This is a genomic window from Mycobacterium sp. (assembly GCF_036490025.1).
Classification (GTDB): Bacteria; Actinomycetota; Actinomycetes; order Mycobacteriales; family Mycobacteriaceae; genus Mycobacterium.
The window spans coordinates 1-12489 of sequence record NZ_DASXEP010000018.1 but is presented as its reverse complement, the minus strand read 5'-3'; the positions used below and the strand labels follow the sequence as shown (position 1 = coordinate 12489).

The window sequence follows — 12489 nt, the reverse complement described above, 5'->3', positions numbered from 1 at the left end:
ATCTCGCCATAGCTGCACGCTCGGCGAGCCCGACAGTCAGCCCGTGACCTCAGTCAACTTGGCGGTGGCAACGTCGAAGATGAATCCCCGCGCCGACGTGTGCTTGGTGACGAACGGGCTGTTGGCGATGCGGTTCAACGACTGCCGGACATCCTCGGCAACGTCGGGGAAGGCTTCGGCCGACCACGGCGGTTTGATCCCGGTCTCGTCCTGGATCGCGCGCTTGAAGTCGTCGTCGGTGAACGTCAACATCCCGCAGTCGGTGTGGTGAATCAGGATGATCTCGGTGGTTCCCAGTAGTCGCTGGCTGATGGCCAGGGACCGGATCGCATCGTCGGTGGCCACTCCGCCGGCGTTGCGGATGACGTGCGCTTCACCCTCTTTGATGCCGAGCACGCTGTGCACGTCGAGTCGGGCGTCCATGCACGCCAACACGGCGACATGCTTGCTCGGCGGCAGTGGCAGTGGGCCGTGGAACGACTTCGCATATTCGGCGTTGTTGGCTAGGTAGTCGTCGGTGACCGTCACAGCCGACGATTCTACGATTTGACGGCTGTCGTTTCACCGGTCTGAATCAACCGGATCGCAACGCCCCACTGCGTCTCCTAGTCTGTGCGAATGCGACAGGGGCGAGGCCGGTAGCCGTGACCCGCTTCCTGGCACGTCGCGTGCTGAATTACCTCGTGCTGTTGGTGTTGGCATCTTTTTTCACGTTTTGCCTGACGTCGGCGGCATTCTCGCCGCTGGAAAGCCTGATGCAGCGCAGCCCGCGTCCGCCGCAGTCCGTGATCGACGCCAAAGCTGCGCAGCTCGGCCTGAACAAGCCCGTCCCGCTGCGATACGCGCACTGGGCATCACACGCGGTGCATGGCGACTTCGGCACCACGATCACCGGCCAGCCGGTGTCGGTGGAGTTGTGGCGCCGCATCGGCGTCAGCCTTCGACTGCTGCTGATCGGTTCGGTGGCGGGAACGATCATCGGAGTGGTGCTCGGCGCTTGGGGGGCGATCCGCCAGTACCGTCTCAGTGATCGCGTCATCACCGCGCTGTCGCTGCTGGTGTTGTCCGCCCCGACCTTCGTGATCGCCAACCTGCTGATCCTCACTGCGCTGCGGGTGAACTGGACGCTGGGCTGGCAGCTGTTCCAGTACACCGGGGAGACGTCGCCGGCGCTGATCGACGGCGCGTGGGCACGCTTCTCGGATCGCTTGCAGCACTTGGCTTTGCCGACACTCACGTTGACGCTGGGCACCGCTGCCGGGTTCAGCCGGTATCAGCGCAACGCGATGCTCGATGTGCTCGGCCAAGATTTCATCCGCACCGCCCGCGCCAAAGGCCTGAGCCGTCGCCGCGCACTGATCAAGCACGGGCTGCGCACGGCGCTGATACCGCTGGCGACGCTGTTTGCTTACGGCGTCGCCGGTTTGGTGACCGGCGCGGTGTTCGTGGAGAAGATCTTCGGCTGGCACGGCATGGGCGAGTGGATGATTCAAGGAGTGGCGACCCAGGACGCCAACATCGTTGAGGTGATCGCCGTGTTCGCCGGTGCGGTCGTGTTGCTGGCCGGCCTGCTCTCCGACTTCATCTACGCCGCACTCGATCCGCGGGTTCGGATCTCATGACCGCCACGGTCACGCCGGAATTCGCCTCGCGACGGACGCTGGTGCTGCGCAGGTTCTTGCGTCGACGCTCCGCGGTGGCGTCGCTGCTGGTACTGCTGGCGCTGTTCGTGGGCTGCTATGCCTTGCCGTCGCTGCTGCCGTACTCCTACACCGACCTCGACTTCAATGCGCTGCTGCAACCACCGGATGCCCGACACTGGTTGGGCACCAACGCCCTTGGCCAGGACTTGCTGGCCCAGACCCTGCGAGGCATGCAGAAGTCGATGCTGATCGCGGTGTGTGTGGCATTCATCTCCACCGGCATCGCCGCGACCGTGGGATCGATCTCCGGCTACTTCGGCGGCTGGCGCGACCGGGCGCTGATGTGGTTCGTCGACCTCATGCTGGTGGTGCCCGCCTTTCTGCTGATCATGGTCCTGACGCCGCGCACCAAGAACTCCGGCAGCGTCATCGTTCTGGTCTTGCTGCTAGCAGGATTCGGCTGGATGGTCAGCTCGCGAATGGTCCGCGGAATGACGATGAGCCTGCGCGAACGCGAATTCATCCGCGCCGCAAGGTACATGGGTGTGCCCAACTGGCGGATCATCACCCACCACGTGGTGCCGAACGTAGCGTCGATCTTGATCATCGACGCGGCGCTGAACGTCGCCATGGCCATCCTGGCCGAAACCGGACTGAGTTATCTCGGCTTTGGTATCCAGGCGCCGGACGTGTCGTTGGGAACGCTGATCGCTGACGGCACCCAGTCGGCGACGACCTTTCCGTGGGTGTTCTTGTTTCCCGCGGGCATTCTGGTGCTGATCCTGATGTGTGCCAACGTGACCGGTGACGGCCTGCGTGATGCGTTGGATCCGGCGAGTGGTGGGCGCCGGTGAATCGACTACTGGAGGTCACCAACCTGGCCGTCAGCTTCCGTGCCGAAGGGCCCGCGCTGAGAGCAGTGCGCGGCATCGATTTTCATGTCGATGCCGGTGAGGTGGTGGCGATCGTCGGCGAATCCGGTTCCGGCAAGTCAACAGCCGCGATGGCGGTGGTGGGGTTGCTTCCCGAATACACCGACGTGCGCGGCTCGGTGCGGTTGCAGGGCAACGAGTTGGTCGGGCTACCCGACGATGCGATGTCGCGGTTTCGCGGCAACACGATCGGCACGATCTTTCAGGATCCGATGTCGGCGCTGACGCCGGTCTATCCCGTCGGCGATCAGATCGCTGAGGCCATCGAGGTGCACCAGCCGCGCACCGGAAAGCGGGCGGCCCGTCAGCGCGCGATCGAATTGCTCGAACTGGTCGGCATCGCACAGCCCGAGGCGCGCGCACGAGCCTTTCCGCACGAGCTGTCCGGTGGCGAACGCCAGCGCGTGGTCATCGCGATCGCGATCGCCAACGATCCCGACCTGTTGATCTGCGACGAGCCGACGACCGCTCTCGACGTCACCGTGCAGGCGCAGATCCTCGAGGTGCTCAAGACCGCTCGTGACGTCACCGGGGCCGGCGTGCTCCTCATCACCCACGACCTGGGCGTGGTGGGCGAATTCGCCGACCGCGCGCTGGTGATGTACGCCGGCAAGATCGTGGAGTCGGCCGCCGTCGGCGATGTCTACCGCGATCGCCGAATGCCCTACACCGTAGGGCTATTGGGTTCGGTTCCGCGGCTGGACGCACCGCAGGGCACCCGGCTGGTGCCGGTCCCGGGCGCTCCCCCGTCACTGTCGGCGCTTGAGCCGGGATGCCCGTTCGCGCCGCGCTGCCCGCTCGTCGTCGAGGAGTGTCGCGCCGCCGAGCCGAAGCTGCTCTCGGTGGCCCCCGACCACGGGGCGGCCTGCATGCGCACCGAACACGTCGTGGGACGCAGTGCCGCCGACATCTACGGGGTCAGCACCGAGGCAAAGCCCATCGAGCCCGGCGAACCACCCGTGGTGGTGCGAGTCCGCGATCTGGTCAGAACGTATCCGTTGACCAAGGGCGTACTGTTCCGCCGCAGCATCGGCGAAGTCCGGGCGATCGATGGCATCAGCTTCGAACTCCAGCAGGGACGCACGCTGGCCATCGTCGGCGAGTCGGGTTCGGGGAAATCGACGACATTGCACGAGATCCTCGAGTTGGTTGCGCCGCAATCGGGTTCGATCGAAGTACTCGGCAGCGACGTGGCCACGCTGAAATCGGCAAGCCGTCGGGCATTGCGGCGCGACATCCAGGTCATCTTCCAGGATCCGGCGGCCTCGCTGGATCCGCGACTGCCGGTGTTCGATCTGCTTGCGGAGCCGTTGCGCGCCAACGGTTTCAGCAGGCCCGATACCAGTGATCGGGTCGCCGAGCTGCTCGAGACCGTCGGGCTGCGGCACAGCGACGCGAGTCGCTATCCGGCTGAATTCTCCGGCGGGCAGAAGCAGCGCATCGGGATCGCACGCGCGCTGGCGCTGCGGCCCAAGATCCTGGCGCTCGACGAACCCGTGTCCGCACTCGACGTATCGATCCAGGCCGGCATCATCAACCTGTTGCTCGACCTGCAGCAAGAGTTCGGCCTGTCGTATTTGTTTGTCTCGCACAATCTTTCGGTGGTCAAGCATCTCGCACACCAGGTCGCCGTGATGCTGCGCGGTGTCATCGTAGAGCAGGGTGACAGCGATGGGATCTTCAACCGACCACAGCACGATTACACCCGGCGCTTGCTGGCCGCGGTACCGCAACCGGATTCGGCTCGTGGCTAAGCGGTTAGGGCCTGCTATCGCCTTCGCCGTGTGTCTGATTCTCGGCGGCTGTTCAGCGGGCCCGGACTATCTGCCTACCGGTCCAGCCACCGCCGTCGGCGCCACCAGCGATGTCAACCCGCAAAATCCGGCGACGCTGCGCGACGGCGGCGACCTGCGGCTGGCACTCACCGAATTCCCGTCGAACTTCAACACCCTGCACATCGACGGTAACTCCGCCGATGTCGCCGTAATGCTGAAGGCCACCCTGCCGCGCGCATTTGTCATCGGGCCGGACGGCTCCACGACCGTCGACACCGATTACTTCAGCAGCGTCGAGCTCACCGGAACCAACCCCCAAGTGCTCACCTACACCATCAATCCGAAGGCGATGTGGTCGGACGGCACGCCGCTGAGCTGGGAGGACCTCGCCAGCCAGATTCACGCCACCAGTGGGGTCGACAAGAACTTCGCGATCGCCGGCACCAACGGCAGCGAGCGGGTCAAGTCGGTGACCCGGGGTGTCGACGACCGCCAGGCGGTGATCACCTTCGTCAAGCCGTACGCCGAGTGGCGGGGCATGTTCGCCGGGAACACGATGCTGCTGCCGAAAAGCATGACCGCGACCCCCGAGGCGTTCAACACGGCCCAGCTTTCCGGTCCCGGGCCGTCGGCCGGTCCGTTCGTCGTCTCGTCGCTGGATCGGACCAAGCAGCGGATTGTGTTGTCCCGCAACTTCAAATGGTGGGGCGAGCGGCCGCGGCTGGACCGCATCACCTTCCTGGTGCTCGACGACGCCGCGCGACTGCCGGCGCTGCAGAACAAGGCCATCGACGCGACCGGGGTGGCCGGCCTGGACCAGATGACGATCGCCAGGCGCACCAAAGGTGTCTCGATCCGGCGCGCGCCGACCCCGACCTGGTCTCACTTCACCTTCAACGGGGCGAAGGGCTCGATCCTGTCCGACCCGGAGTTGCGCGGAGCCGTCGCCGAGGCCATCGACCGGAAAAGCATTGCCGCTGTTGCCCAGCACGGGCTCAGCAGCCACCCGGCGGCGCTGAACAACCACATCTACGTCGAGGGCCAGCAGGGCTACCAAGACAACAGCGGCGTCGTCGCCTACAACCCCGAGAAGGCCAAGCGCGACCTCGACGCGTTGGGCTGGAAACTCCACGGGCAGTTCCGTGAACGCCACGGACGACCGCTCGTCATCCGCGACTTGTTCTACGAGGCACTGGCCAGCCGGCAGATCGCCATGATCGCCCAACACAGCCTCGCCCAAATCGGCGTCAAACTCGAGTTGATGGCCAAGCCCGGCAGCGGCTTCTTCACCAACTACATCAACGTCGGCGCGTTCGACATCGCCCAATTCGGTTGGATGGGCGACGCTTTCCCGCTGTCCGCGCTGACCCAGATCTACGCGTCCACCGGGGAGAGTAACTTCGGCAAGATCGGCAGCCCCGAAATCGACGCCAAGATCGAGCAGACGCTCGAGGAGTTGGACCCGGCCAAGGCACGGGCACTGGCCAACCAGGTCGACAAGCTGATCTGGGCCGAGGGATTCAGCCTGCCGCTGATTCAGTCCCCCGGCAACGTGGCGGTCAACAGCTCGCTGGCCAACTTCGGTGCGACCGGGCTGGCCGACCTGGACTACACCGCGATCGGGTTCATGCGCTGAGGTTATTCGGTGTTGTGGGCGGTGCTTGCCCAAGGGCCGGCGTCCGGCAACTGACCGCCTGACGAACTGCTCGACGAACGCGCACGGTAGTGAGACGCTTGGCCGCCCCGACCTGACCGCGCGGCCTGGCGCGGGTCGGGCACCGCTGCCTGCTGTTCGGCCAACCGGTCAGCGGCGACCGCAAGGTTGACGCGCTGAGTCAAAAGTCTTGCAATCCGCCAGGCACGGCATGATTCTTAGTGCCATGACCCCGACGATCGACACACGCGACGTTGGCGCACTTCCGCTGGCGCCCAAAAATCCGCTGCCCTTTCGGCAGTTGCTGACAGCGGCGCGGGTTTTGCACACCGGACTCGTACTGCTGCGCAACGCCGGCGGACCGGTGAGCCGCATCGTCGTGGTACCGAAGTTCATTGCCCCGCCCGTTGTGCTGGTCACGTCGCCCAGCGGGATCCGCGACGTGTTGGGACGCACGGACGGACTCACCGAGCGATGCCAGATCCACCAGGAAGTGCGAAACGTGGCGGGCGATAACCTCTTTGTCCTGCCCAACAGACCATGGCTTCCGCGCAGACGCGCGCTACAACCGGTGTTCAGCAAACAAAACGTCGACCGCTTTGGCCTACACATGACGCAGGCGGCGGAAACGATCGCCGATCACTGGCGCGAGAGCGGTGACGTCGACCTCGACAATGAATGCCGCCGCCTCGCCATGCGGTCGCTCGGCTACTCGATTCTCGGTCTCGACATCAACGAACACGGAACCGTGATCGCCGAACACATGCACGTGGCATCGGCCTACACCGCCGATCGTGCATTACGTCCGGTGCGTGCACCGCGATGGCTCCCGACGCCGGCACGCCGTCGCGCTCGCATCGCGGTCGCGACCATGCGCCAGGTCACCATGGACATCCTGCAAGCGTGCCGCGCAGATCCGACCCGCGATGCACCCCTAGTTCAGGCGCTGATCGCGGCCACCGACCCAGACACCGGCCGGCCGCTCTCCGACGACGACATCTGCAACGATCTGCTGATCTTCATGCTGGCCGGCCACGACACGACGGCAACGACGCTCACCTACGCCTTGTGGGCGCTGGGTCACCATCTGGACGTACAGGACCGGGTCGCCGACGAGGTTGCCGAGATCGGCGATAGAGAACTAACACCCGACGATGTACCCCGGCTTCAATACACCGCCCAGGTGCTCAACGAGGCGCTGCGACTGTGCCCGCCGGCCGCGGGGGTCGGCCGGTTGGCGATCCGCGACATCGCGGTAGACGGCTACCGAGTGGAAGCGGGCACCCTTGTGGCCATTGGGATTAACGCCGTACACCGCGATCCGGCCTTGTGGCAGCGCCCGCTGGTCTTTGACCCCGACCGGTTCAGCCCGGAAAACTCCAAGGACCGCGACCGCTGGCAATTCATCCCGTTCGCCGCCGGGCCACGTTCGTGTATCGGTGAACACTTCGCGATGCTGGTAACAACCCTCGCGCTCGCCACCATCGTCCGGTCTACCCGGATCCGCTCGATGGACAAGGACTTTCCACTCGAAACGCCGTACACCACTGTCGCAAAGGGACCCATCCCGGCCCATGTCGACGCGCGGCGGTGAACTGCTACCCGCAACGACGACTGACCGCAGCCCGCCTCAGGCGCACAACTCGATCCGCCGCGCATCCTTGATGCCGTCGTATCGGCCTGGCGTGCAGGTCAATACGATCACCTGTCCGCGCTCTCCCAGAGTGTCGAACAGCGCCGCCATCTTGATCAGCCGTTGCGGATCGGTGAAGCCGAGCGCGTCGTCGATCAGGATCGGGACCGCATCCTCCTTGGCGACCAGCGCCGCACCGGCCAGCCGCGCCAGGATGCCGAGCTGCTCCTTGGCCCCACCCGACAGCGATTCGTACGGCACGGTGCAACCGTCCAGGGTGCGATTGAGGATACAGAGGTCGCTGTCGACGTCGACCTCGAAACTCGGCCCGAATACCGGCCGGCCCAGCCGTTGCAGTTCGGCGCGGAACGGCTCGACGTAACGCAGCCGGGTGGTGTCTCGGTGACGAACCATCACCTCCCGCAACAACTGCACGGCACGGGCTCGGCGACCAACCCGGTCGTGCTCGTTACGGGCGTGTTCGCACTCGATCTCGGAGGCGTCGAGCTTGCCCTTGCGACCTTCGGTGCCGAAAATCCGGAGCTGCACGTCGATCTCATGCAGGGTGCGCGCGACCTCGTCATGGCGCTCCCGCAATGTCGCGGCCGCGTCGACGGCCCCGGCCAGCTCTGCGGCTACCGCTTCAGGTGCCGCGGCGGCCAGCTGGTCCGAGAGCTCAGCGACCCGGCCCGCGGCGGTGTGCGCTGCCAGTGCGTCGGCGTCTGCGGTCGTGGCCAATTTCTCGTCGGATACGGCGGCCCGCTGTTCGGCCAGCCGGTCAGCGACAACCGCAAGGTCGGCGCGCTGAGTCACCAGCTTGTCCTGCAAAAGGGTTGCCTGCGTGGATGTCTCGATGAATTTGCTCATCGCCAACGCCGCCACGCGGCGGTGTGTTTCACAGTCTGCGTTCGCTTTGACCCGGTCAGCTTCGGCGTCATCGAGGTCCGCGCGGGCGGCGACGGCATCGATCGTTACGTCGCCGGAAAGCGCGGGCAGAGCGCGCAGTTCGGCAAGCCGTGAGCGCAGCTGCTCGACGTCGTCATCGCCGCACAACCCCGCCAGGGTCGCAGTAAGTTGGTCGCGAGCGCTCAGCAGTTCGCGGCGTCGCAGATCGGTACGTCGGGCCGCGGCCAGGTCGACGGCCTGCGCCTCAGCCAGCGCCCGAGCCAGACCCTGGAGCGCCGCAGCATGTTTCGCCTGGATATCCACCGCGGACATACCCGGAGTGACTCGCGCGGTCACGATGCCGGGAACCTCGACCTCGGTCGTGGTGTTGGCAATGGTCGACCAGCTTTGGCCGGCCGGCAGCGACACCCGTTGGTCTCCGATGACGAGCTCGATGTCGGTCGCCGCCACGAATTCGACTGTCGTTGACACCAACGCGAGCTGACCTTCGGCCCGCTCGACGGTTGCGGCGGACTTTTCGATCTGCTGAAGCAGGTCGTCGGTCAGTGTGATCGTCGACAGCTCGTCGGTGATGCCGTCGCGGTCGCGCAGCGCGGCATCGATTTTCGCGAGCCTGGTCGATATCCGCTGGCTCTCCTCGCGGCGAGCCAATTCGTCGACGACGCGCCGAGCTTCCTCGACTCGCCGCCGGGCTGCCGCGAGCAGCCGGTCGGCCTGCTCGACGACGGTATCGGCCTCGACGGTGACATCGCGTGCCGTCGCCTGTGCCTCGGCGGCCTCCCGTGCTTCGACTTCCAACGCCGCGACTGCGACTGTGCGCGAATCGGTTTCGGTCCGCAGTCGCACCCGCTCGGTGTGGGCGGCAGTCGATGCGCTGCTGGACGCCGTCGCTGCGGCTGCGACCAGCTCGGCTTCACGCACCTGTTCGGTGAGCTGAGCGATTGCATCCGCGGCGGCTCGGGCGGTGGTCTGCCGGGCACCGGCGGCCTGTTGCTGCTGCGCCAGCTCGGCCAGCTCAGTGGTCAGCCTGGCATGCCGATAGACCCGATCGTCGACCTCTGCGACGGCCGCGGCACACTGCTTCACCTCTTCGTTGGCGGCCTCCAGCGCTTTGATGGCTGCCGTCCACTCGCCGGTAGGACGGCCGGTCGGGGTGAAGTAGCGGGCAAACTCGGCATCGATCCGCTCGATGAGCAGCGGCTCGGTTCCCGACAGCGCAGCCGCGTCGCCGGCTGCGACGTCGAGTGCCCGGGTCAGCGCATCGCAGCCGGACAGATTCACGGCATCGGTGGACGCTGACTGCACTACCCGTTGGGCACGCCACAATTCGGTGTCCACGGTCTCGGCAAGCATGGCCTGCACGCGGTCGTGCGCCTCGTCACCACTGTGCTGTTCACGACGTGGCTCCAGCACCGTCAGCTGGGTTTCACACTTCTTGTGGAAGCGCTTGTGATAGACGAAACGGTAAGGGCCCGCGCTGATTTCGGCGGTGACTTCGGATCCGACGTCGGCGTGGGTCGGTTTGACCTGCTTGACTTCCTTCTTCGTCGATCGGTCCTTGGATTCCAGGAGCAGATCCAGCGCTTCGACCATCGAGGACTTGCCGATCTCGTTGACTCCCGATACCACCACCACCCCGTGGTCGGGAAAGTCGATCTCGCGGTGCTCGATGCCGCGGTAATTCTTCAGGACCAGCCGATGCAACTTCATGCCGCACCTCGAGCCTGGTGGCCGTTGTCGCTCAGCCGCAACAACAACGCCAGCGCCGCCTGTGCATCGCCGGCGGTTTCGCCGTCTTCCCCGCGCGCGACCTCAACCAGCTCGTCGACGGCCGCTGCGGCGAACCCGCCGATGCCAAGGTCGCTGAACTCGCCGGCGGCCGGTATCACAACGAGGTCGCTGTGGCTGTCCCATACGCGCAGTGAGGCGAACAGCCGCGAATACTTGTCCAGGCACGCGTCCAAGGCAGCGCGGTCGGTGACGGTCAACGAACCAATCAAGGCCAGCCGCACCACTGTTCGGTCCTTGTCGGGCATGAGATCCAGGTTCAGATCCAGGTCGGCGACGTCGCGGCTGCTGTCCACGTGACGGCTCAGAGTGCTGAACCGCCAACGTCCGACCGTGATGGGCTCGACGGTGACCGGGCGCTGCGGATCCGTCTCGTCGACCTCGACGATCAGCACGTGGCCCGGATCGGCTTCTACGTCGTCATAGTTGGTGACCTCCGGCGAGCCGGAGTACCACACTCGGCCGGTGTCACCCACTTCGGTCAACGAGTGCTTGTCGCCGAGCGCCACGTAGTGCACCGCGCCACGGGCCAGCGCATCATCGAGGCCGGCCAGCCGGATCCGCGACGGCTTGGTGGGATCGGGGTCGAGCACGTCGACGCCGCCGTGCGCGACGAGCACCCGGGTGGCTCCATCGGCCGGCAGGCCCTCGAGCACGTCGGCAACCAGATCGGTCGTCGGCGCCTTGGATCGCCATGGCGCCGCAACGATCTGCAGGCCGGGTCGAACCTCGTGGACGCCGGGCCGATCGAGGACGCGAACGTTGGCCGGACATTCGGCGGTGAACAGCGCGCTGGTGTACACCGACGACGCGTCCAGCGGATCGTGGTTGCCGGGCAACAGATAGACGGGAATCCTGATGGCGCGCATGGCTTCCAGCGACTGGCTGAGGACTTGGGGCGCCAACTGGTTGTGTTCGAAGACGTCACCGGCCACGACCACGAACTCCGCGCCGGCGTCACCCGCTAGTTGTCCGAGTCCGGCCACCGCGTCTCGACGGGCCGCCGAGTAGCGCGGCTGTGCTTCGCCCGCGAGGAAGTGACGGGTCATGCCGAGTTGCCAGTCGGCAGTGTGCACGAATCGCATTGCGATCCCGTCCCTTCTACGTGGTGTCCTCTCGGTCTGCGACCGGGCACCGCGAGTTTAGGACTGGCCGCCGACAAGTCCGGGGACCTCGATCGGCAGGTCCCGTGGATACCGTTTCCTGCCGTCAGGCGAGGGCGTCGATCGGCTGGCCCGTGATTCCGGCGATGAGTTCGAAGTCCTTGTCGGCTGCCAGGACTGTCAGCCCGTTCTTCTCGGCGGTGGCGGCGATCAGCAGGTCGGGGATGGATGGCGCACGGTGCTGGCCCCGGTCGGCGAGGAGCATCTGGACCTCCAGGGCTCGATCCTCGATGGCCGGCGTTAGGTACTCCACCGGCATCAGGGACAGGGGCGGAGACGCAAACTGGCGGCGACCACCCTCGCCGGTGCGCGCTGAGTACCCCAGCTCGAGCCGGGTGACGGTGGAGAGGCGAACCAGGCCACGACTGATCCGCGCACTCCACTCGTCGACTCCAGACGCCTGGCCAAGTTGAAGACGTGCGTATGCGGACTTGTCGATCAGCCAGCCAGTCACCGCCATGCGCTGTCCATGACGTCAGGGTCGGCCAGATCAGCGAATGCCTCGGCCGACCGGTCCCAGTCTTCGGCGGTGACTGTCCGCTCGACCGGCTGAGTGACGTCTTGCTCGAACTTGCGACGCAGGTACTCGTTACGCGACAGTCCAAGAGTTGCTGCAGCGGTGTCGATGCGGTCGACGGCTTCGTTGGACAGGTCCCGAATCAAAATGTTTGGCATCTAGCCCACCCCTGAAAGATTGACTTGATATCATGATATCAGTTCCGCGATGGCCGGGTCTGCAACTTGCCCAGCCGCTCCGAGCGAGTGCGACTCTTGACGTCCTCGGCTTGTCGGCGGCACGTACGGCTGCAGAGCGATCCGTCGCTGTGATGGACTTGTATCCATGCCGAAAGGTCGTGGCCGCCGCACACGCGGCAACAGCAGATCGACACACCGTTCGCCTAGACGACCGCAGCCGGCGGATCTATTGCTACGTGATGCGCGGCGTATTGCTGGCTTCGACGACGCGCTCACGGCCGAGGTTTGGGCCAGTGGCT

10 protein-coding genes are annotated in these 12489 nt (G+C 65.6%); 5 read left to right on the top strand and 5 right to left on the bottom strand.

What is annotated here, in order from left to right; all coding sequences use genetic code 11:
• Nucleotides 1-36: 36 nt before the first annotated feature.
• Complete coding sequence (locus VGG53_RS01710; protein WP_331516246.1) at nt 37-528, bottom strand: carbonic anhydrase; 492 nt, start codon at nt 526-528, stop codon at nt 37-39.
• Nucleotides 529-644: 116 nt separating this feature from the next.
• On the opposite strand from VGG53_RS01710, the gene VGG53_RS01705 reads away from it, so the two are divergent.
• The 5 genes from VGG53_RS01705 to VGG53_RS01685 all read left to right on the top strand — a co-directional run bounded on the left by VGG53_RS01705 (nt 645) and on the right by VGG53_RS01685 (nt 7598).
• Complete coding sequence (locus VGG53_RS01705) at nt 645-1622, top strand: ABC transporter permease (RefSeq protein WP_331516244.1); 978 nt, start codon at nt 645-647, stop codon at nt 1620-1622.
• Nucleotides 1619-2497 carry an ABC transporter permease gene (locus VGG53_RS01700; protein ID WP_331516243.1) on the top strand — a complete coding sequence of 293 codons (879 nt, stop codon included), beginning with the start codon at nt 1619-1621 and terminating at the stop codon, nt 2495-2497. The genes VGG53_RS01705 and VGG53_RS01700 overlap by 4 nt, the downstream gene beginning before the upstream one ends.
• The gene (locus tag VGG53_RS01695) at nt 2494-4329 is read left to right on the top strand and encodes an ABC transporter ATP-binding protein (RefSeq protein WP_331516241.1); all 1836 of its coding nucleotides are present in this window, start codon (nt 2494-2496) and stop codon (nt 4327-4329) included. Before VGG53_RS01700 ends, VGG53_RS01695 begins: the two co-directional genes overlap by 4 nt.
• Nucleotides 4313-5986, top strand: a complete 1674-nt coding sequence (locus tag VGG53_RS01690) for an ABC transporter family substrate-binding protein (protein ID WP_414688854.1) — start codon at nt 4313-4315, stop codon at nt 5984-5986. The genes VGG53_RS01695 and VGG53_RS01690 overlap by 17 nt, the downstream gene beginning before the upstream one ends.
• Before the next feature lie 244 nt (nt 5987-6230).
• A complete protein-coding gene (locus tag VGG53_RS01685; RefSeq protein ID WP_331516239.1) occupies nt 6231-7598 on the top strand; it encodes a cytochrome P450 in 1368 nt (455 codons plus the stop codon).
• A gap of 36 nt (nt 7599-7634) precedes the next feature.
• Here VGG53_RS01685 and VGG53_RS01680 read toward each other — a convergent pair whose 3' ends face one another.
• The 4 genes from VGG53_RS01680 to VGG53_RS01665 form a co-directional block, all read right to left on the bottom strand.
• Nucleotides 7635-10253: an AAA family ATPase gene (locus tag VGG53_RS01680; RefSeq protein ID WP_331516237.1), complete on the bottom strand. Its 2619-nt coding sequence runs from the start codon at nt 10251-10253 to the stop codon at nt 7635-7637.
• Nucleotides 10250-11416 (bottom strand): exonuclease SbcCD subunit D, encoded by a 1167-nt coding sequence (locus VGG53_RS01675; protein ID WP_331516235.1) that lies wholly within the window; start codon nt 11414-11416, stop codon nt 10250-10252. The genes VGG53_RS01680 and VGG53_RS01675 overlap by 4 nt, the downstream gene beginning before the upstream one ends.
• Before the next feature lie 124 nt (nt 11417-11540).
• Nucleotides 11541-11954, bottom strand: coding sequence for a PIN domain nuclease (locus tag VGG53_RS01670; protein WP_331516233.1), 414 nt, complete (start codon nt 11952-11954; stop codon nt 11541-11543).
• Entirely contained in the window at nt 11945-12169 is a 225-nt protein-coding gene (locus VGG53_RS01665) for a hypothetical protein (protein WP_331516232.1), read from the bottom strand. The genes VGG53_RS01670 and VGG53_RS01665 overlap by 10 nt, the downstream gene beginning before the upstream one ends.
• Between the last annotated feature and the right edge of the window lie 320 nt (nt 12170-12489).